This window comes from Pseudoxanthomonas sp. G3 (assembly GCF_057654715.1).
This window is the reverse complement of sequence record NZ_CM172805.1, coordinates 2,918,346-2,939,124: the sequence shown is the minus strand read 5'-3', so window position 1 is coordinate 2,939,124 and position 20,779 is coordinate 2,918,346. Positions and strand designations below refer to the sequence as shown.

General features: G+C 67.7%; 17 protein-coding genes. 7 read left to right on the top strand and 10 right to left on the bottom strand.

What is annotated here, in order from left to right:
- The first annotated feature begins 36 nt into the window (after window positions 1–36).
- Window positions 37–945: a phosphate/phosphite/phosphonate ABC transporter substrate-binding protein gene (locus tag AC23D6_RS14020; RefSeq protein ID WP_487752643.1), complete on the top strand. Its 909-nt coding sequence runs from the start codon at window positions 37–39 to the stop codon at window positions 943–945.
- Window positions 942–3,062, top strand: coding sequence for a putative bifunctional diguanylate cyclase/phosphodiesterase (locus AC23D6_RS14015; RefSeq protein WP_487749850.1), 2,121 nt, complete (start codon window positions 942–944; stop codon window positions 3,060–3,062). Before AC23D6_RS14020 ends, AC23D6_RS14015 begins: the two co-directional genes overlap by 4 nt.
- A 104-nt stretch (window positions 3,063–3,166) precedes the next feature.
- Here AC23D6_RS14015 and AC23D6_RS14010 read toward each other — a convergent pair whose 3' ends face one another.
- Window positions 3,167–3,793, bottom strand: coding sequence for an exopolysaccharide biosynthesis protein (locus AC23D6_RS14010; protein ID WP_487749849.1), 627 nt, complete (start codon window positions 3,791–3,793; stop codon window positions 3,167–3,169).
- A 1-nt stretch (window position 3,794) separates the two neighbouring features.
- Window positions 3,795–5,135: a hemolysin family protein gene (locus AC23D6_RS14005; RefSeq protein WP_487749848.1), complete on the bottom strand. Its 1,341-nt coding sequence runs from the start codon at window positions 5,133–5,135 to the stop codon at window positions 3,795–3,797.
- 283 nt (window positions 5,136–5,418) lie between these two features.
- Between AC23D6_RS14005 and AC23D6_RS14000 the strand changes: the two genes are divergently transcribed.
- Both AC23D6_RS14000 and AC23D6_RS13995 read left to right on the top strand, forming a co-directional pair.
- Window positions 5,419–6,045, top strand: coding sequence for a DUF47 domain-containing protein (locus AC23D6_RS14000; protein ID WP_487749847.1), 627 nt, complete (start codon window positions 5,419–5,421; stop codon window positions 6,043–6,045).
- Window positions 6,046–6,057: 12 nt separating this feature from the next.
- Window positions 6,058–7,179 carry an anion permease gene (locus AC23D6_RS13995; RefSeq protein ID WP_487749846.1) on the top strand — a complete coding sequence of 374 codons (1,122 nt, stop codon included), beginning with the start codon at window positions 6,058–6,060 and terminating at the stop codon, window positions 7,177–7,179.
- 74 nt (window positions 7,180–7,253) lie between these two features.
- Here the strand turns inward: AC23D6_RS13995 and AC23D6_RS13990 are convergent, their stop codons facing one another.
- Complete coding sequence (locus tag AC23D6_RS13990) at window positions 7,254–7,664, bottom strand: hypothetical protein (RefSeq protein WP_487749845.1); 411 nt, start codon at window positions 7,662–7,664, stop codon at window positions 7,254–7,256.
- Window positions 7,665–7,705: 41 nt separating this feature from the next.
- Between AC23D6_RS13990 and AC23D6_RS13985 the strand changes: the two genes are divergently transcribed.
- Both AC23D6_RS13985 and AC23D6_RS13980 read left to right on the top strand, forming a co-directional pair.
- A complete protein-coding gene (locus tag AC23D6_RS13985; protein ID WP_487749844.1) occupies window positions 7,706–8,041 on the top strand; it encodes an MGMT family protein in 336 nt (111 codons plus the stop codon).
- 42 nt (window positions 8,042–8,083) lie between these two features.
- Complete coding sequence (locus tag AC23D6_RS13980) at window positions 8,084–8,728, top strand: rhomboid family intramembrane serine protease (protein ID WP_487749843.1); 645 nt, start codon at window positions 8,084–8,086, stop codon at window positions 8,726–8,728.
- A 61-nt stretch (window positions 8,729–8,789) separates the two neighbouring features.
- Here AC23D6_RS13980 and AC23D6_RS13975 read toward each other — a convergent pair whose 3' ends face one another.
- Together AC23D6_RS13975 and AC23D6_RS13970 are read right to left on the bottom strand one after the other, a co-directional pair.
- On the bottom strand, window positions 8,790–10,811 hold the full coding sequence (locus AC23D6_RS13975; protein WP_487749842.1) for a M13 family metallopeptidase: 2,022 nt from the start codon (window positions 10,809–10,811) through the stop codon (window positions 8,790–8,792).
- Between the two features lie 205 nt (window positions 10,812–11,016).
- The gene (locus tag AC23D6_RS13970; protein ID WP_487752642.1) at window positions 11,017–13,098 is read right to left on the bottom strand and encodes a M13 family metallopeptidase; all 2,082 of its coding nucleotides are present in this window, start codon (window positions 13,096–13,098) and stop codon (window positions 11,017–11,019) included.
- Between the two features lie 247 nt (window positions 13,099–13,345).
- Here AC23D6_RS13970 and AC23D6_RS13965 point away from each other — a divergent pair, with 247 nt between their 5' ends.
- Window positions 13,346–14,719, top strand: a complete 1,374-nt coding sequence (locus AC23D6_RS13965) for an MBL fold metallo-hydrolase RNA specificity domain-containing protein (RefSeq protein ID WP_487749841.1) — start codon at window positions 13,346–13,348, stop codon at window positions 14,717–14,719.
- A 17-nt stretch (window positions 14,720–14,736) separates the two neighbouring features.
- Here AC23D6_RS13965 and AC23D6_RS13960 read toward each other — a convergent pair whose 3' ends face one another.
- The 5 genes from AC23D6_RS13960 to AC23D6_RS13940 form a co-directional block, all read right to left on the bottom strand.
- Window positions 14,737–16,446, bottom strand: a complete 1,710-nt coding sequence (locus AC23D6_RS13960; RefSeq protein ID WP_487749840.1) for a CHASE2 domain-containing protein — start codon at window positions 16,444–16,446, stop codon at window positions 14,737–14,739.
- Entirely contained in the window at window positions 16,443–18,092 is a 1,650-nt protein-coding gene (locus AC23D6_RS13955) for a FecR family protein (protein ID WP_487749839.1), read from the bottom strand. The genes AC23D6_RS13960 and AC23D6_RS13955 overlap by 4 nt, the downstream gene beginning before the upstream one ends.
- A 125-nt stretch (window positions 18,093–18,217) precedes the next feature.
- The gene (locus tag AC23D6_RS13950) at window positions 18,218–19,267 is read right to left on the bottom strand and encodes a serine hydrolase domain-containing protein (protein ID WP_487749838.1); all 1,050 of its coding nucleotides are present in this window, start codon (window positions 19,265–19,267) and stop codon (window positions 18,218–18,220) included.
- Window positions 19,268–19,317: 50 nt separating this feature from the next.
- On the bottom strand, window positions 19,318–20,094 hold the full coding sequence (locus AC23D6_RS13945) for a queuosine precursor transporter (RefSeq protein ID WP_487749837.1): 777 nt from the start codon (window positions 20,092–20,094) through the stop codon (window positions 19,318–19,320).
- A 3-nt stretch (window positions 20,095–20,097) separates the two neighbouring features.
- The gene (locus AC23D6_RS13940) at window positions 20,098–20,769 is read right to left on the bottom strand and encodes a DUF502 domain-containing protein (RefSeq protein WP_487749836.1); all 672 of its coding nucleotides are present in this window, start codon (window positions 20,767–20,769) and stop codon (window positions 20,098–20,100) included.
- Window positions 20,770–20,779 lie beyond the last annotated feature (10 nt).

Here is a 20,779-nt window from a genome sequence, read left to right as displayed (position 1 = left end):
GGCGGGCACCTATCGTTGCGTACAACCTGGTTCAGCCTGGCGCTGGCCGCGATCGGCGCAGCGCTGATTCCCGCCAGCATCGCGCCCGCCAGTGCGGCCGGCGACGACCGCGTCCTCGTCCTGGGACGCATCAGCGACGATCCGAAAGCGCATTACGAGCAACTCAAGCCGCTGCTGGACTACGTGATCCCGCGGATGCGCGACGTGGGCATCACCGAGGGCCGCATCCTGATGGCCCGCGACACCCAGCAGATGACCAGTTACCTGCGTCGCGGGCGCGTGGACTGGGTCACCGAGACCGCGGGCACCGGCATGCGCCTGCAGGAACGCGCCGGCGCGCGACCGCTGCTGCTGACCGAGCGCGGCGGCGTGAGCCGCTATCACGGCGTGTTCTTCGTCCGCCGCGACAGCGGGCTGGAACGGCTCGACGACCTCGAAGGCCGCACGGTCGCTTTCCAGAACACTGCCTCGACCAGCGCCTACTTCGCGCCGGCGACGGCGCTGCTGGATGCTGGCCAGCGGCTGGAGATTCTGCTCTCGCCGATGGATCGCCCTTCGGCCGACTCGGTCGGCTACGTGTTCGCGCGCTCCGAACTCAACATCGCCGCCTGGGTGCACAAGCGCCTGGTCGATGCCGGCGTGGTCAGCAACCTGGACTGGGAGGATGTGCGTCGCATGCCGCCGGCATTCCGTCGCGACTTCCGAGTGATCCACGAGACCCAGGACTTCCCGCGCGCGCTGGAGATGGTGCGGGACGACCTTGATCCGAAGGTGGAAGCCCGGCTGCGCGAAGTGTTGCTGGAGGCCGCCAACGACCCGGCCGCGCGCGATGCGCTCAACGTGTTCTTCCGGACCACGCGGTTCATGCCGGTCGACCCGGCCTCGCAGCAGGCGCTGGACAGCCTGCGCCGCGGCGTGGCCCGCGTCAGGGAGCAGGTGGAATGAGGGCGCTGCGCTTCGGCCTGCAGGCGCGCTTCCTGGCCGCCATGGCGATCATGTTGCTGGTGGTGATCGCGCTGGTCGCCACCCTGCTGCACCGGCAGAAGGTGATGCAGAAGGAAGTGGCCGAACTCGGCCGCGACGCGATGCACGGCATGGTCGAGGACAGCCTGCGCCGCCACGGCGAGGCCACCGTCGATCAGCTGGCCGATGCGCTGGCGAACCCGCTGTACTACTTCGACCTGGACGCCGTAGGCGGTCTGGTGCGCTCCGCGCAGAAGGAGCCAGATGTCAGCTACGTGCTGGTCTACGACAACCAGGGGCGGATCATCCACGACGGCACGGCCGACATCGCCGTATACGGCCAGACGATGACCGATCCGCTGGCCTACGAGGCGATCAATGCCCGGGCCATGCATACCCAGTGGTCCAACCAGATCGTCGACGTGTCCGAGCCGATCCTGATCGGCAGCGAGCGGATCGGCGGCGTGCGCGTGGGCTACTCCGTGGCCTCGGTAAGGGCGTACGAGGAAAAGGCGATCAATGCCGCGCGCGCGCGCTTGAACGAATTGGGCGCCCGCCACTTGGGATGGATCGCGCTGCTGCTCGCCGCGCTGGTCGGCGTGAGCGTGGCGGTCATGCTGTACGTGCAGCGCACGCTGGTGCGCCCGATCCGGCAGCTGGCGCGCGCCGCGCACGACATCGAGGTGGGCAACTACAACGGCGAGCGCATGGCGAGCGCCCGCCAGGACGAAGTGGGCGAACTGGTGCGTGCGTTCGGCACCATGAGCGACAGCATCGCGCGGCACGACCGCGACGTGCGTCGCATGGCGTATACCGATTCGCTGACCGGCCTGACCAATCGCCTGGCCTTCCGCGAAAGCCTGGACCATCGCCTGATGATGCTGCGTGGCGCGGGCCGCCAGCTCGCGCTGCTGTTCGCCGATATCGATGACTTCAAGCGCGTCAACGACACCTTGGGTCACGAGGCGGGCGACGAGGTGCTGCAGCAGTTCGCCCACCGCATCCGCGACGCGGTGGAGCAGATCGGCGGCGACGACGCGCTGCTCGCGCGCTTCGGCGGCGACGAGTTCGTGATCCTGATCCAGGACGGCGATGTGCGCGGCAGCGCCACGCGGCTGGCGGAGAAGCTGGTCGCCGAACTCGGCCGACCGATCGTCGTGCAGGAGCGCCAGGTGTTCCTTGGCACCTCCATCGGCATCACCCTGTTCCCCGAGGATGCATCGGGGGCCACCGCGCTGATGAAGAACGGCGACATCGCGATGTACCAGGCGAAGGTGGCCGGCAAGAACTGCTACCGCTTCTACAGCCGCGCCATGGACCAGGCCGTCGAGCGTCGCGTGCGGATGGAGCAGGAATTGCGCGGCGCTTGGGAACGCGGCGAACTGAGCCTGATGTACCAGCCGGTGTTCCGCCTGTCCGACAGCCGCATCGTCGGCGCCGAAGCGCTGCTGCGCTGGCAGCATCCGGAGCTCGGCATGGTGGCGCCGTCGGTCTTCATCGACGTGGCCGAACAGAGCGGTCTCATCGAAAGCATCGGCCCGCGCGTGCTGCGCGCCGCGTGTGCCGCAGCCGCGCGCTGGAGCACCGACCGAGACGCGCTGGATCCGTTGTTCGTCTCGGTCAATGTGTCGCCGCGTCAGCTGCGCAGCGGCGACCTGCCCGACGTGGTGGCGGACTGCCTGCGCGACACCGGCCTGCCGGCCTCGCGCCTGCACCTCGAGCTTACCGAGACGGCCGTGATCGCCGACGAGGCGCATGCCAGCGCGCTGCTGGCCACGCTGCACCGGACCGGCGTGAAGGTATGGCTGGACGACTTCGGCACCGGCTTCTCCGGCCTGAGCCACCTGCGCCGCGTGCCGGTGGATGGCGTGAAGATCGACCGCAGTTTCATCGCCGACATGCTGCGCGACCCGGACGATCTGGCGCTGACGACGGCGATCATCGCGATGGCGCATTCGCTCGGCATCACGGTGGTGGCCGAAGGCGTCGAGAAGGAAGGCCAATTCAACCTGCTGCGCGAGCGCGGTTGCGATCTGGCGCAGGGTTACTGGCTGGGTTATCCGGTCACGGCGGCGGAATTCGCGCAGCTGATCGCCTGACGCGCGTCCGCCGAGGCTGCCGTGGGAGCGACGTAAGTCGCGATGAGGTGCCGCTGCGGAGAAGCTCGCGACTTACGTCGCTCCCACGACAGCGCGACTTTGGGTCAGAGCCAGCTGTCGACCAGCCGGGCCAGCGATTCCACCAGGTTGCCCGACAGGAAGCCGAATACGATCGCGGCGATGCCGCCGGCGATCCACGCCACCAGCAGCAGGGCGCCGTCGCGCTCCAGCAACGCCAGCGCGAACAGCAGCAGGAGGAAGCCGAACACATAGTTGGTCAAGGGGATCGGCAACGCCAGCAGGATACCCAGCAATACCAGCAGCAGGCCGGTGAAGCTGAGCGCGATGCGGTTGTCGAGGAAGCCCGCCATGCGCGGCCGCACCAGCTTTTCCAACCGGCGCAGCCAAGGCGCCATGCGCTGGCGGAAACGGATCATCGCGCTGCGGTGGGGCCCCCGCTTGGCCAGGAAGGCGGGCAGCCACACCTTCCGCATGCCGAGCAGCAACTGCACCCCCACCAGGATCACCATCGGGCCGCCGATCGCGCCCCCGACGCCGGGCACCGGGATGAAGGCGGGCAGCACGCCGATGAAGAGCAGCATGCCGAATGCGGCCGGGCCGAAATCCTTGAGCAGGTCGCCGATCCGCAGCACCTCGTCGGGATCGCCTGCGACGAAGCCGTCGAGCAGCGCGGCGGTGCTGGTGTGGTGCGGCGTGTCGTCGGCGGTCATCTCAGACCGCCAGATCTTCGCCGTCGGTTTCCGGCAGTTTCTGCAGCAGCAGCTTGTCGATGCGCGCGCCGTCGAGATCGACGACTTCGAAACGCCAGCCGGCCCATTCCAGTTGTTCGCCGACATGCGGAATGCGGCCGAAACGCTCGATCATCATGCCGGCCAGCGTGTTGTATTCGTCGTCGTCGGGCAGGGCGACGCCGCCGAGCAGTTCGCGCAGGTCGTCGTTGGGCAGCGAGCCATCGACCAGCAGCGAGCCGTCTTCGCGCACGACCACCAGCGGTGCCTCGTCCACGTTGTGCTCGGCGGCCTGCAGGCGACCGACCACGGCGCCCATCAGATCGCTCTGGGTCACCAGGCCCTGGATCTCGCCATATTCGTCCACGACCAGCGCCAGCGATTGCTGTTCTTCGCGGAAGATCTCCAGCAGTTTCATGGCATGGGTGGATTCGGACACGAACAGCGGCTCGCGGAGCTTGATGAAGAGGTCCGGCTTCGCGGCGCCGAGCGCGGGCAGCAACGATTTCACTTCCAGCACGCCGACCACGTCCTGGTCGCTGCCGCGGTAGACCGGGAAGCGCGAAAACGCAGACGCGTGCATGGTTTCCAGGTTGTCCTCGTAGGCGGCGGCCGCGTCCAGCCAGACGATCCTCTTGCGCGGCGTCATCAGGCTGTCGGCGGTGCGGTCGCCCAGGCGCAGCACGCGGTTGACCATGTTGCGTTCGTCGGCGTCGATCACGCCCGCCTCGTGCCCCTCGGACACCAGCATGCGGATTTCCTCTTCGCTGACCGTGGTCGCCTCGTCGTTGCCCAGGCCCATCAGGCGCAGGACCAGGCGGGTGCTGTGCGAGAGCAGCCATACGAACGGGAACGCGATCTTCGCCAGCCAGCCCATCGGTACCGCCACGATGCCGGCGATCTTTTCCGGCGCGGTAATCGCCAGGCGCTTGGGGACCAGTTCGCCGAAGATCAGCGTGAGGAAGGTGATCAGGGCCACGGCCAGCGTCTTGCCGATCAGCTCGGACCAAGGCTGCGGCTCGCCCACGAGGGTGAAGCTGGCGGAGAGCGAGGGAAACATGCCCTGCAGCCAGCCCGCGATAGCCATGCCGATGGCTTCACCACCGAACAGACCGGTGAGAACGCCGATCAGCGTGATGCCGATCTGGACGGTGGACAGGAAGCTCTCGGGTTTCTCGGACAGGTCCAGCGCGCGCTGGGCGCGGTGACTGGTCTGCGCCATCTGCTTGAGCCGACTCTTGCGCGACGTCATGACCGACATTTCGGACATGGCGAAGAAGCCGTTCAACAGCACCAGGGCGAACACGATGATCAGCTCGAGCACGGCGCCTCCCGGTCAGCGGGGAGGAGGGCCGGCGAGGCGGGCGGGGTCTGTCGCGGGGGACAGTGGGGGGGAGTAGGGTCGTCGTCCATAGGGTGCACCCCTTGGGGGCGCGGGTCGAGTTTAGCAAACGGCCCCGTCGACAAGACGCGAAGCTGAACGCGACGTTCGGCTAATGCGGCCGTACAAGCCCCGCTGCTGGGCGCGCCGGGCTGTCCGTGCGCGTCATGAAACCGTCATAATTCCGCCCCTGAAGCCGTCCATCCCGTGACGGTGGGACCGCCCGATGTTCTCCCTCCAGACGATCTTCGGCTCCGGCCAGCAGTTCTACACGCTGTTGGACGAGGCCGCCCAAGCCGCCCACGACAGCACCAAGGCCCTGCATTCGATGATGAAGGCCACCGATCGCCAGCCGGCGCTCGACGCCTTCAAGCTGGCGCGCCTGCGCGAGCGCGCGGCGTCGGACAAGATCGGCAAGGCGCTGGTGGACAGCTTCATCACGCCCATCGAGCGCGAGGACATCGAGGCGCTGGGTTCGGCGCTGTACAAGATCCCGAAGCAGGTCGAGAAGTTCGCCGACCGCTATTCGCTGGCCATCCAGCACCTGGACGGCATCGACTTCGCGCCGCGCGCGGCGATGCTGGAGCAGGCGGCGTCCGTGGTCGTGGAGATGGTCCACGAGATCAAGAAGATGAACATCGATCGCATGACCTCGCTCAACGAGAAGCTGCGCGCGATCGAGAACGAGGCCGACCGGCTGATGCTGGAGCTGTACCGCGACATCTATTCCGGGCGCCTGGACCACCTGCAGATGTTCCTGCTGAAGGAGTTCTTCGAGATCCTGGAGAAGGCCATCGACCGCTGCCGCGAGGCCGGCGTGGTGGCGTACCAGATCGTCCTCAAGAACAGCTGACGGGTCGCGCCCATGCTTACCCTCGTGCTGGTGGTGATCTTCGCCGCGCTCGTCTTCGAGTTCATCAACGGCTTCCACGACACCGCCAACTCCATCGCCACGGTCGTTGCGACCAAGGTGCTGTCGCCGGGCCAGGCGGTGATGCTGGCGGCGGTGATGAACCTGATCGGTGCACTGACCGGCACGGCCGTTGCGAAGACGATCGCGTCCGGCCTGGTCGACACCAACGTGGTGCAGGTCACCTCGCAGGTGATCCTCTGCGCGTTGCTCGGCGGCATCATCTGGAACCTGATCACCTGGTGGAAAGGCCTGCCGTCGTCGTCCTCGCACGCGCTGATCGGTGGCCTGTGCGGCGCCGCGCTCGCGGCTGCGCACAACGACTGGGGCGCGCTGATCTGGTCGCAGGTGGCGGGCGACTGGACGCAGAACAAGGGCATCCTCTGGAAGGTCGTGCTACCGATGATCACCTCACCGGTCGCGGGCTTCCTGCTCGGCATCGTGGTGATGGTGCTGCTGTGGGGCCTGATCGTCCTGCTGGCGCGCATCGGCGGCTGGCTGGGCCGGCTGGCGCGCCCGCACTTCGTCAACAAGTTCTTCGGCAAGGCGCAGATCCTGTCCGCCGCCTACATGGGCTACGCGCATGGCCACAACGATGCGCAGAAGACGATGGGCATCATCGCGCTGACGCTGTTCGGCGCGGAGGCCACCGGTGCACTCGACAACCTGCCGGGCTGGCTGGCGTTCCTGCACCCGGGCAGCGCCGGTGAGCAGGACATCGCCACCTGGATCGTCATCACCTGCGCCATCGTGATGGCGCTGGGTACGGCGTCGGGCGGCTGGAAGATCATCAAGACCCTCGGCCACAAGATGGTGAAGCTGCACCCGATCAACGGCTTCGCCGCGGAAACCAGCTCGGCCACCATCCTGACCGTGGCCGCGCATTTCGGCATGCCGGTGTCGACCACGCACAGCATCTCCACCGCCATCATGGGCGTGGGCTTTGCCAAGAACCCTCGCGCGCTGAAGTTCAGCGTGATCGAACGCATCCTGTGGGCGTGGGTGCTGACCATCCCGGCCGCCGGCGGTATCGCCTACGGCCTTCTGCGCCTGCTGGAAGCCATCGGGTGGGCGTGATCCTCCCGCGCGGTCGCTGAAACAAAAACGCCGGGCACTGCCCGGCGTTTTTGTTTGTCTGGCAGCGTGAGCTGTCAGAGCAGGTCGCCCTCGGCCGACAGAGCGCGTTCCATGCTGTCGCCGAGGCCGCCGATCTCCAGTACCAGCCGGTCCACTTCGGCCGGGTTGAGGCTTTCGTAGGGGCGGTTCTCGCACAGCTGCAAATACGGCACGCCGTCGAGCTCACCGATGGCCAGGTAGCCGACGCTGCTTTGCCAGTTGAACTTCAGCGCGCGTTTGGCATCGATGCCGGTCATCGGCGCGATCACCGTGCTCACGCGCAGGTAGCCGCGTTCGTCGTCGTTGCCCAGCTCGGACAGGAAGATGGCCTGGTGGCGCTTGCCGTTGCCCAGCGACAGTTCCACGCAGGCGACGAACGGGTCGTGCATCGTGACCTTGTAGCCCGAAGAATTCAGGTGACCGCGGACCTGTTCGAAGTTTTCCATGGTGTGCTCCGGTGTTGCCGATGCCGCTATGCTAATCCGGCATGAGCGCCAAGTCTCCCGAAGACCGCATCCTCGCCGCGATTCGCGCGATCCCGCGCGGACAGGTGGCCGGGTATGGCGAAGTGGCGCACCGTGCGGGCCTGCCCGGACGCGCGCGGTTGGCGGCGCGCATCCTCAGCCAGAACGACGACCCCGCGCTGCCTTGGCATCGCGTGCTGCGCTCGGATGGGCGCATCGCCTTCCCGGAAGGTTCCCGCGCCTACCGCGAGCAGAGCCAGCGCCTGCGCGCCGAGGGCGTGAAGGTGGAGAACGGGCGGGTGAAGCGCCGTAAGGCCGACACGCTGGACGAGGCGCTCTGGGGCCCGGGCCGGTCTTAACGTGAGGCACGTATCATGGCGGCAGATGCCATGAGGATCCCCATGTTCCCCCGACTGCTTCCCGTCACCCGCAACCTGCTGATCGCCAATGGCGTCGCTTACCTGCTGCAGCTCGTGCTGGGTCCCGTGCTGGTTCAGTGGCTGGCCTTGTGGCCGGTGGGGTACGGTTTCATGCCCTGGCAACTGCTCACCTACGGCTTCCTGCACGACCCCAGCAGCATCGCGCACCTGGCCTTCAACATGCTCGCGCTGTGGATGTTCGGCAGCCCGCTGGAGCAGACCTGGGGCGCGAAGCGCTTTCTTACCTACTATCTGGTCTGCATCATCGGCGCCGGCCTGCTGCAGTTGGGCGTGGGCGCGTGGATGGTGAGCCAGGGCGGCATGCCCTATCCCACGCTGGGCGCCTCTGGCGGCGTGTTCGGCCTGTTGCTCGGCTACGGCATGATCTTCCCGAACAACCGCATGATCATCTTCCCGCTGCCGATGGAGATCCGCGCGCGCACGCTGGTGATCATCTATGCCGTGCTGGCGTTGCTGATGGGGTTCACCGGGCTGCAGCCCGGCGTGGCGCATTTCGCGCATCTGGGCGGCATGGTGTTCGGGTGGCTGATGATCCGTTACTGGCGCGGCCAGCCCCCGTTCGGGCGCGGCCGAAAAGGTCCGCCGCGCATGCGCATCGTCAAGTGATGCACCACTAGAAAAACGGCGCGGAATTCCGCGCCGTTCTCGTGACACCTTCGCGACAGGCTCAGCGCCAGACGCGGATTTGTTCGGCCTCGTTCGCCTGCATCGGCTGACCGGCCTTGCAGTTGAAGGCCTGCGCGAATGCGGGTTGCTGCGTCAGCGGCCCGTTGGCGCGCCACTGGCCCGGGGCGTGTACGTCGACCGCGGCGCGCTGGGCGGCTTCGGTTTCCGACAGGTTCTGTGCCCACAGCGTGGCCCACGCCTTGTAGAACGACTGTTTCGATGCGGCGCTCGCCTGTGGCTCGGCGGTGGAGAACGCATCCCACGCCAGCTCGACGCCGGCCAGGTCGGCCAGGTTCTCGTCCTGCGTCAGTGCGCCGTTGACCTTGACGTTCTTCAGGCCGGGATACGCGTACGCGCCGTACTGCGCGGTGACCTTGCTGCCCAAGGCATTCCAGGCGGTCACGTCGGCCGGACTCCACCAGTCGCGCAGCTGGCCCTTGGCGTCGACCATGCGGCCCTTGCCGTCGAAACCGCGGCTCAGCTCATGGCCCACCAGCGCACCGAACGCACCGTACTGCACGGCGGCGGGCTGCTTGGCGTCGAAGATCTCTTCCTGCAGGACGGCGGCGGTGACGATCAGGCGGTTCTGCGCCAGGTCGTAGGCCAGCGCCGGCTGCTGCGGCAGCACGTCCCAGCGGCGGTCGGCGTTGCCCTTGCCGATGCGCTTCATTTCTTCGCGGTGGCGCCACGTGGACGCGATGAGGATGTTGCCGCCGAAGCTGCCGCGGCCCATCGGCTGCACGGTGTAGTCCAGGTCGCGCCTGGGCGTGCTGACTTCGATCTTCAGCTTGTCCAGCTTCGCCTTGCCCTCGGCCTTGGCGGTCCCGCTCAGCCAGCTGCTGCGCTCGATGCCGCGGCCCAGCGCATCGCGCACCTGGCCGGCGATCTGCTCGGCACGACGCTTGTGGTCGGCGGGCACGTAACGCTCGGCGTATTCCTTGCCCAGCATCGGACCGGCGGCGAGGTTGATGGCGTCCAGCACCTGTTGCCAGCGCGGCGCGGGTGCGGCTTCCCCACGCAGCACGCGACCGCGGAAGTCGAACTCCGCATCGCGAAACGGCTTGGCAAGGTAGGGCGCCATCGCATCACCCACGCGCCAGCGAAGGTAAGCCTTCCACTGGTCGGGCTTGAGGCTGGCCACGAGGCCGTCGAGGCGCTTGAACAGCGCGGGATCGGCGAGCGAGACGGTGTCGTCGGTGACGCCCTGCGCCTTCAGGAAGGCATCGAGCTGGAGGTTGCGGTACTGCTTGCCCAGGTCCTTGGTCGGCACCGGCGCATAGTTGGCGAACGGGCTGCGCAGGTCGACGATCGGCTTCGACACCTGCGCCAGGCGGCTTTCCAGATCGATCACCAGGGCAGACTCGGCATCGAGCTTCGCCGCCGGTGTGCCGGTCAGCGCCAGCACTTGCTTCACGTAGGCGCGGTAGCGCCCCAGCAACGCGCGGGTATCGGCATCGGTGCGGGTGTAGTACGCCGGGTCCGGCAGGCCCAGGCCGCCCTGCATGAAGTAGCCGATGTGCCGGTCCAGCGCCTGCAGGTCCACGTCCGGGCTGAAGTTGAAGGCCACCGGGATGCCAACCTGATGCAGCGCGGCGATCGCCGGCGCGACGTCCTTGGGCTTCTTGATGGCGTTGATGCGGTCCAGCAGCGGTGCGATCGGCTTGGCGCCGTCGGCCTCCACGGCCGCTTCGTCCAGGCCGCTGGCCCAGAAGTCGCCCAGCAGCTTCTGCACATTTCCCTGTGGCGACTTCATCGCCGCATCGAGCAGGGTGCGCTGCTGCTCCAGCGTGCGCTCGCGGAAGGCGCCCAGCACGCTGACGGCGCCCTGGCCAGCGGGCACCGGGTTGTTCTTCAGCCAGGTGGCGTTGGTGGCGCTGTAGAAATCGGTGCACTCCGCGCTGACGGCAGGGGCGCGTGCGGCGCGCTTCTTGCGCTGGGCATCGGCATCCGGGGCGCCCAGGGCCAGGACCAGGGCGAAGGCGATCAGGGTGGGACGGCCGAGTGCGGTGCGCGGGAGGGACATCAGGGGCTTCCGTGATTCAGGGGTCGGGCGATTCTAGCAAGCGCACCGCAAGCGGCCGGGCACGCCATCGTGCAAATCCCGCCGCATTTGGCGGCGACAACCGGCCCTGTGTCACAGACTCCACCGCTTGCGGCGTTCCGGGACGGTCGCGGAAAGGAAAAGGCCCGGACATGCCGGGCCTTTTCGGGTCACGCCAGAGCGGGGCTTACCAGATCACGACCTGCTGGTCGCCGCCGCGCACCATCGCGTCACCTGCCTTGCAGGAGAACGCCGCAGCGAACGTCGGCAGGTTCGACGGCGCACCGATGGCGCGGAATTGCGCCGGGGCGTGCTCGTCGGTGGCGATGCGGTTCTTCAGCTCTTCCGGCGTGAAGTTGCGGCGCCACACCGTGGCCCAGTTGAGGAAGAAGCGCTGGTCGCGGGTCAGGCCGTCGGTCATCGGGTCCGGGGTGCCTGCGGTGGCCTTCTTCATTGCGTCATAGGCCGTGGCCAGGCCACCGAGGTCGGCGATGTTCTCGCCCAAGGTGTGGTTGCCGTTGATCTTCTGGCCGTCGGCGGTGCGGTAGCCGTCGAACTGCGCCACCAGCTTGCCGGTCAGGGCCTTGAAGCCCTTGGAATCGGCCTCGCTCCACCAGTTCTCGAACTTGCCGGTCGGACCGAAGCGGCTGCCCTGGTCGTCGTAGCCGTGCGTCATCTCGTGGCCGATCACCGCGCCGATGCCGCCGTAGTTCATCTCATCCGTGGCGTTCGGGTCGAAGAACGGCGGCTGCAGGATGGCGGCCGGGAACACGATCTCGTTCTGCAGCGGGTTGTAGTACGCGTTGACCATCTGCGGCGGCATGCCCCATTCGGTCCGGTCGACCGGCTTGCCGATCTTCCCGAGGTTCCACTTGTAGTTGAACTCCATCGCCGACAGGACGTTGCCGATGTAGCTGTCGCGGCTGGTCGACAGGCCGGCCCAGTCGCGCCACTTGTCGGGGTAGCCGATCTTGGTGGTGAACGCGGCCTGCTTCTCCATCGCCTTGGCCTTGGTCTGGTCGCTCATCCACGACAGCGCCTGGATGCGCGCCTTCAGCGCGTCGCCCAGGTTGGCCACCAGCTTCTCCATCTTGGCCTTGGATTCTTCCGGGAAGGCGACCTTCACGTACAGCTGGCCCAGTGCTTCGCCGCTCTGGCCCTCGATGGTGGACAGCACGCGCTTCCAGCGGGGTTCGATCTCCTTCTGGCCGCGCAGCGTCTTGGCGTAGAAGTTGAAGTTCTCGTTGGCGAAGGCATCGCTCAGGTAGGGCGAGGCGCCATCGATCGTGTGGAAGCGCAGGTAGGCACGCCATGCCGCCGGGTCGGTGTCGCCCAGCATCTTGCTGACTTCCTGGTGGAAAGCCGGCACGGCCAGCGAGAATTTCTCCTGCGGCGCCACGCCCTGCGATTCGAAGAACTTCGTCCAGGAGAAGTTCGGCGTCAGCTTGTCGGCGTCCGCCAGCGTGACCGGGTTGTAGTACAGCGATACGTCGCGCGACATTTCCTCGTTCGACTTCGACACCTTCGCCAGGCGCGTTTCGAAGGCCATGATGTCGGTCGCCTGCTTCTGCGCGTCGGCCGCGGCGACGCCAGAGAGCTCCAGCACCTTGGCGATGTGCTTCACGTACTCGTCGCGGATGGTCTTCTTGTCGGCGTCGAAGTAGAAGTTCTTGTCCGGCAGGCCCAGGCCACCCTGGAAGGCATACGCCATGTTGGTGTCGGGCTTGTTGAAGTCGGCCTCGGCGCCGAAGCCGAACAGGAACGCCTGGCCCTTGGCGGCAGACTGGTTGAGGTAAGCGACGATGGCGTCCTTGTCCTGCAGGCCGTCGATCGATTTCAGCATCGGCGCGATCGGCTCGATGCCCTGCGCATTCGCTTTGGCTTCGTCCATGCCGGTGGCCCACAGGTCGCCGACGATCTTTTCGACGCCGGTCGCGCCGGCGTGCGCGGCCGCCTGTTCGGCCAGCTGCTTCTGGATGGCGGTGGAGCGCTCATCCAGCATCTCGAACGCGCCCCAACTGGTGCGGTCGCTGGGGATCGCGTTGGCGGCCAGCCACTTGCCGTTCGCGTAACCGGCGAAATCGGCGCAGGCGTTCTTGGTGGTGTCGAGGTCGCCGATCTGGAAACGGTTGACGCCCGGCAACGTGCTTTCGTCCAGCTTGAGCTGCAGCGCCTCCGGCGCCTTCGCGGCGGTGTCGGCGGGCGGTGCCGCCTCCTCCTTCTTGGCGCACGCGGCCAGCGCGGCGGCCACGGCGAGCGAAAGCATCAGGATCTGGGGTTTGCGGGCAATCACGGTCTACTCCGGCCCTGGGCAGGGCAATGGAAAAAAGGAACCCCCGGGCGGGGGCGTGCGGCGACTCTACGCCTGCCCGGGAGAGGGCAGGTGTGTCGAAGGTCATGGGTACGGGCCCGGAAACCGATGGCATCCGGACCCGCGCGCGCCCTAGGCCGGTTGCGACCGATTCTGCCCCCCTCGTCAGGCGGCATACTCGGCGCAGGACACAGGAGGCGAGCCCATGCAGGTCCATTTCCACGGCGCGGCCGGCGAGGTCACCGGCTCGATGCATCTGGTCGAAGCGGCAGGCAAGCGCGTGCTGCTGGATTGCGGGTTGATCCAGGGCAGCCGCGAGGCGGAAGCCCGCAACGCGGAGTCGTTCCCGTTCGACCCGTCGACGCTCGACGCGCTCGTCCTCAGCCATGCCCACATCGATCACATCGGGCGCGTGCCGTTGCTGGTCAAGCGCGGGTTTCGCGGGCCGATCTTCACCCAGCAGGCCAGCGGCGAGCTGATGCCCATCATGCTGATGGATACGGCATCGCTCTCCGAGTCCGAGGCCGAACGCGCCAATCGTCACCGTCGCAAGGGCGAGCCGCCCGCCGTACCCCTGTTCGTCGCCGAAGACGTGCAACAGGCGATGCGGCAGGTGCAGCCGCTGCCCTACGACGTGCGCACGATGATCGTGCCTGGCGTGGACATCGCCTTGCGCGATGCCGGCCATATCCTGGGTTCGGCGATCGTCGAGCTGTGGGCCGAGGGCCGCAAGCTGGTGTTCTCCGGCGATCTCGGCCCGAAGGGCACGCCGATCCTGCGCGATCCCGCCGTGGTGCGGCAGGCCGACCTGCTGCTGATGGAATCGACCTACGGCGACCGCAACCATCGCGATCGTCCCGAGACCGTGCGCGAACTCGGCGACATCTTCGAGCGCGCGTGGCGCGACCGCGGCAACGTGATCATTCCCGCGTTCGCGGTGGGCCGCACGCAGGAGCTGCTGTACTGGTTCGCGCGGCATTGGGAGGCCTGGAAACTCGCGCGCTGGCGGATCTTCCTGGACAGCCCGATGGCGGCCAAGGTGGTGAACGTCTACGCGCGCCACCACGGCCTGTTCGACGAGGATGCGCGCCGGGTATGGGCGCAGGCGCCCAATCCCTTCCGCCTGCCGAACCTGCATGTCGCCGAGACCACCCAGCAATCGATGGCGATCAACCAGGTCGAGAACGGCGCGATCATCATCGCGGGCTCAGGCATGGCCAATGGCGGCCGCATCCAGCACCACCTGCGCTACAACGTCGGACGGCGCAATGCGCACATCGTGTTCGTCGGCTACCAGGCCGAAGGCACGCTGGGCAGGCGCCTGGTCGATGGCGCGGCCTGGGTTCGCATCCACGGCCGCGACTATCGCGTCAATGCGCAGCGGCATACCGTCGGCGGACTCTCCGCACACACCGACCAGCATGGCCTGATGGAGTGGTATGGGCACTTCCAGCCCTCGCCACCGTTGGTGCTGGTGCATGGAGAGGACAGGGCGCGCGAAGCGCTCGCGGGCGAGATCGGCGAGCGGCACGGCGCGCCGGTGGATCTGGCGCGGCCGGGAATGATCGTGGAGGTCTAGCGCAGGCGTCCCGCGCTTCAGCTGCGCGTGGCGGACACGCCGACGGGCTCGTGCTCGCCGGTATGGCTGAAGCTGCGGTTCCGGCCGGTCTGTTTCGCGCGGTAGAGCGCGGCGTCGGCGCGGTCGAACACGTCCTCGGGGCCGAGGTCGTCGCCCGACTGGAACGTGTGGATGCCGATGCTGGCGGTAAAGGGCGGCGATGCGCCTGCGTTCGCGCCGTGCGGCTTGCGGCCGAGGTTGGCGAGGTCCACGTGGATGGTCGTGGCGATGGTCGCGGCGGCCTGGGCCGAGGTTTCCGGCAGCAGCACCGCGAACTCGTCGCCGCCGAGCCGGGCGACGAGATCGCGCGGACGCCGCGCGCGGCTGCGCAGCACGCGGCCCAACGCCTTCAATGCGGCATCGCCCGCGGTATGCCCCTGGCTGTCGTTGAGTTGCTTGAAGTGGTCGATGTCCATCACCAGCAGCGACAACGGCTGGCCGCTGCGGCGGGCGACGCGCAGTTCCTGGTCCAAGGTCTGGTCGAATCGCGTGCGGTTGGCCAGGCCGGTCAGCGCGTCGGATTGGGCCTGCTTGTGGGTACGCCGCAGCAACCGGTAGATCCACAACGACGCGCCGAGCGCCAGCACGAGCAGCGCCGGCACCGGCGAGAACCACGCATGGCCATAGCGCAGCATGAGCACCGACAGCAGCAACGCGGCCACCATCGTCATGACGGTGGGCAGCCATACGCGACGCAGGCCGGGCAGGGCGGACAGCAGCAACGGCAGCGCGGCGAGCAGGGCGGACAGCAGCGCTTGCCAGCCTTCGCCCATCGGTGTGATGGCCGCTTCCTTCAACAGCATGTTCAGCAGGTTGGCCTGGTAGTCGGCTCCGCTCATGCCGGCATTGAGCGGCTGACCGGGCGCGCGCGCGTATTGGCCCATGCCGGTGGCATTCACGCCCACGATGATCCAGTTCCCCCGCAGCATTGCGGGCGGAATGCGCTGGTTGAGCACGTCGGTATACGACACGTGCCGGAAGCCGTTCGGCGGCGAGGCGAAGGGGATGCGTACTTCGTGGTCCCTCACCCAGTCGTCGTGCGCCGGTGCGGGGACGTCCGTGGTCACCAAGCGCCGGCCCGGCAGTTCCGGCGCACCGCCGTTGGGCTGGTCGAGCTGCAACAGGGCCAGCGCCAGGGCAGGCCAGTGCGGGGAGCCCAGGCCGGCACGGAGGTAGACGCTGCGCGCCACGCCGTCTTCGTCGAGCACCATTTCCGCGTGGCCCAGCGAGGCGGCCGAGGCGGCGAACTCCGGGATCGGCATCAACTCCACGCTGGCGCCGTTGCGCTGGACGGGTTCGGCGAGCACCGGCAGTACCACGCGGCCGCTGCGACCGATCGCGCGCGCCAGCAGGGCGTCACCTTCGGGATCGAAGAGCGCGGGCTCCGAGAGCAGGATATTGAAGGCGATGCCCTTCGTCTCCGCCAGCCGCAGGCGCTCGACCAACTGTGCATGCACCCGGCGCGACCACGGCCAGCGGCCGAGTTCCGCCAAGCTCTTCTGGTCGATATCGACGACGACGATGCGCGGGTCCGGCTCAGGCGCCGTGCCACGCACCAGCCTGTCGTAGACCCAGGCGTCCGGTGCCGTGGTCAGCCCCGACAGCGTCACCAGCACGGCGAGCGCCGCCGCCCCCACCGCGGTCAGCAGGCGGGGTTTCCATTTGGGCAGGGGCGCAGGGGTGCTCACAGGGCGAGCAGTATGAGCAACGCCCCCGCCCCAGCGCCAATCCTGCAGAGGCGGCATGGCACTTCGACCACCTGGGGACGGGGGAACGGGCCTTCGAAGCCGTCGACGTCGATGGTCTGGGCGCGCAGATACCAGGTGCCGCTGCGCAGGCGGGGCAGGGTGATTTCCGCTTCGTCGACGGTCTGATCCACCGCGAGTACGCTGAAATCGGCCGTCCGCGACATCTGGAAGCGATAGCGCTGCCCCGGCTGGCCGGCGGGCCAGCGGAACGTCACCTGCCGGGTATCGCCTGCTTCGGCGGCGCTGCCGTCGATGGCGGTGACCTCGGCCAGGGGACGCAGGGTGAAGGCGATGGCGTCGCCGAACGGCCCCGTCGTGCCCGCGCGGTCCACACTGCGAATTCGCCAGGTGTAGTCGCCCGGCGGCAAGCTGGGCAACGCGACCGAGGTGCCATCCTTCACGCGGGCCTGCGCGACCGGCTGGGCGAAGCCTGCGGCGTCGGCTACTTCGTAGTCGTAGGCCACCGCGCCCGGCGCCTGGGTCCAGCTCAATGCGACGTTGGCTTCGCGCACCACGCCGGCGGCGACCGGCGAGATGGAGTACGGCGGCGGCAGCAGCCCGTCGACCTGCAGCTGCGCGACCGCATCGCGACCCTCCAGCCCCTGTGCATCGATGGCGCGTACGCGCACGTGGTAACGGCCTTCCTCAAGCGGCGGCAGCGTGTAACCGGGTGCATCGACTTGGGCATCCACCTGCAGGCTGTCGAAACGCGGGTGCTCGCTGATCTGGACGCGGTACTGGCGAGCGCCCGGCACGGCCCGCCAGGCCAGAGGTGCCCGCGTCACCTGCGGGGGCGGCAGGTGACCGGACAGGTCGGGGGCAGGCAACAGGGCCACCGGTGTCACCGCGTGCTGGTCGAGCGCCACCGCAGTGCCGTAGCCGCGCTGTATGAGGGCGCTGCGCGCGCCGGCGCTGACCGCCACGCGCCCCTCCAGCACCTCGGTATGCGTGCCGGTGGCATGTGCCTCGACGCGGAAGCGCGTGCCCCGCACGGCGGACGAAGCGCTAGGCGTATCGACGATGAAGTTCGCCGCAGGCCCGCGCAGGTGGCGCACGTCATTGCCGATGCGGCCGCGCTGCAGGCGCAGGCGCGTATCGGCGATGCCGGATCGTCCCAGGCGCGTCAGCCGCTCCAGCAGCAACTCGCTGTCGCCGAGCAGCAGCAGACGCGAACCGTCGGCGAACTGCAGGCTGAGCGTGGCCTCGGGCGAGGTCGTCACCACCGCGCCAGTGCCGAGCGACATGCCGGCCGTGACCGGCGTGGCCTGGCCGGCCTGACGTTGCGCCCGCGCTTCACCGCGCACGGCGATGACCTTCGCGCGCGCAGGCTGGCGGTGCAGCCACTGCACGGGGATGCGCAATGTGCTGCCGGGGGCGAGCTGGTAAGGGTTGGCGACGCGGTTGTGTTCCTGCAGGCGTTGCCACGGCACGGAAGGCGCGAGGTATTCGCCCGCGACATCCCAGAGCGTATCGCCCGGTCGAACGCGATACGACCAGTCCTGCGCCTTCGCCGGGCACACCAGCGCAAGGAGCAACAGCAGGCCCCACCCGCGCCACCCCGCCCATCGAATCGCCTCCCTCTGCATTGCTGTCCCCCGCTGTCACAAAAGTGTTGCGTCGGTCACAATTATAGAAGAAACGTTGCGGACGGCTGGCCGGCGAACGGCCTTTCTCACGTCACATTAGCCCTGATCGTGCACCCCGTCCCAAGTCAGGGCGTTGTACCCCACAGGGCGGCGATCCGTCGTGCCAACGGATAGGGCTCCGGCCCGTTGCGATTGGTCAGCACGATGACGGTGAGGCGCCTGTCCGGAAAGCGCAGCATCACGTTGCGGAAGCCGATGCTCTCGCCCGAATGCCACTGCATGCGCCCCTGCAATCGCCATCCCAAGCCGTAGTGCGCGACATCCGCCTCGTCGGTCGTGGTGGCCGGGTGCACTGCCAGGGCGCGAGATGCGGAAGACAGCAAGCGATCGTCGTACCATGCGGCATCCCAGCGCGCGAGGTCGCGTAGCGACGAATAGATGCCGCCATCGCCCAACACTGCGCTGGTCGTGCTCTGGTCCGTCCGTTGCCAACGTCCTTCGACCAGGCTGTAGCCGTAGGCGCGCGCGTCGACGGCCGGTCCACCGTCTTCGCGCGCAAGCGTGCCGTGCATGCCGAGCGGTGTGAATACCGGCGTGCGCAGGAAATCAGCGAACCGCGTGCCGGACGCACGTTCGACCACCAGGGCCAGCAACGCATAACCGCTGTTGCTGTAGCGATACGCAGTTCCAGGCGCAAAGTACAGGCGATTCTCTCGCTCCAGCAGGCGCAGCACGTCGGCATCGCGCACCTGCTGGGTCTGGCCTTCGGGTACCAGATCCTCGTAGTCGACCAAACCCGAGGTGTGGCTCAAGAGATGCCTCAAGGTCACCGCACGGGTGGCCTCCGGCAGCGTGGGCAGCCACTTCTGCACGGAATCGTCCAGTGCGACGGTTCCGTCCTCCACCAGCAAGAGCACGCACGTCGCGGTGAATTGTTTGGTGATGGAGGCCAAGCGGTAGCGGGTATCCGACGTGGCGGCGCGTCCCGTCTCGCGTTCGGCCATGCCGTAGCTGCGTTCGAGCGCGGCCTCTCCGTCCTCCAGCACCAGCACCGAAGCGCCCGGCGCGTCGCCGCCGTAGTCGCGCATCCACCCGTCGATCGTGGCATCGCGCGATGTCGCGCCCGCTTCGCCCATCGCCATCAGCATCGCTCCCAGTACCCATGCCTTCGTCATTGCCATCCCCGAGTGGAACGGAATGCCAGCAGCCTGACGCACCCGCGGGGTCAGTCTGTCGACGCTTCCTCGCGCAAGGCCTGCTCGCGCGCGCGGCCCAGGTAGAGGCGGATGCCGTGGCGCATGAGGTACAGCAGCGGGATCAGCGCGATCGCCGCCAGCATCTTGTAAGCGTAGTTCACCGTGCTCACGGCCAGAAATAGCGACGTGGGCCATTTCTGCGGCCCCAGCACGAAGGCGATGTAGATCACCACGAAGCTGTCCACCAGTTGCGAGATCGCGGTGGAGCCGGTCGCGCGCAGCCATACCCAGCGTTCGCCTGTGGCTTCGCGAATGCGGTGGAAAACGGAGACGTCGATCAACTGGCCCACGAGGAACGCCACGACGGAGCCGGCGATCGTCCACATGCCCTGGCCGAAGATCGCAGCGAACGCTTTCTGGTAATCCGGCACGCCCTGCGCCTGGGCGGCTCCGACCCACCAACCGGCCGGCGCCAGCGCAATGGCGGCGAAGGCGAACAGGAAGCCGTAAACGATCAGCGCCACCGCCAACCACGAGATGAAGCGCACGCCGCGCTTGCCGAAGAACTCGTTGATGGTGTCCGTCAGGATGAACACGAACGGCCACAGCAGCGTGCCCGCGGTGAAGCTCAGCGAACCGGTCTGGCCGAACAGGTTCCATTCCAGCGGCGCGATGCCGAGCGTGTCCTCCAGCGCGAAGATCTTGACGCCGATGAACTCGGCCAGCACCGCGTTGGCGCAGAACACCGCCGCCAGCACGATGAAGAGACGGACCGCACGATCATCCAGGGTGCGCGGCGTGGTCATGGCTCAGCGGTCCCCGGCGCGGGTGAATGGCATGGCATCCGGCGCCACGGCGCCACCGGAGATGATGAAGCTCATAGCCTGGTCCACGGTCCAGTCGGTCGGGGTCAGCAGCTCCACCGGCACGATTTCCAGGTAGCCCGAGGTCGGATTGGGCGTGGTGGGCACATAGACCGCCGCCAGTTCGCGCCCGCTGCCTTCCTCGCGGATCACGCGCGTCACCAGCCCAACCGATTTCATGTCCCGGTGCGGGAAGTCGATCAGCACCACGCGCTGCGTGCTGCCGGGCTTGGTTTCCAGCATGTCGAGCAGCTTCCGCGCGCTGGTGTAGATGACGTTGGCCAGCGGCACGCGGGCGATCAGCGCTTCGAACCAGCTCAGCAGCCGTTGGCCGACGACGCGACGCGTGAGCGCGCCCACCGCGAGGATGACGAACAGCGTGGCGACCATCGCGATGGTGTTCTGCACCCATAGGCCGTTGAACCAGCCCAGCGACTGCGGGAACGTCGCCGCGATCCGATGCGACAGCGGCTCCACCCACGGCTTGCTGATGTCCGAAAGCAGGACGAACACGAACTTGATGACCACCCACGTCAGCCAGATGGGCAGCAGGGTCAGCAGGCCGGTGATGAAAAGCTTCTGCACCGAGGCGCGGTGCGGGGGATGATCGGGGGGCATACGCCTATTG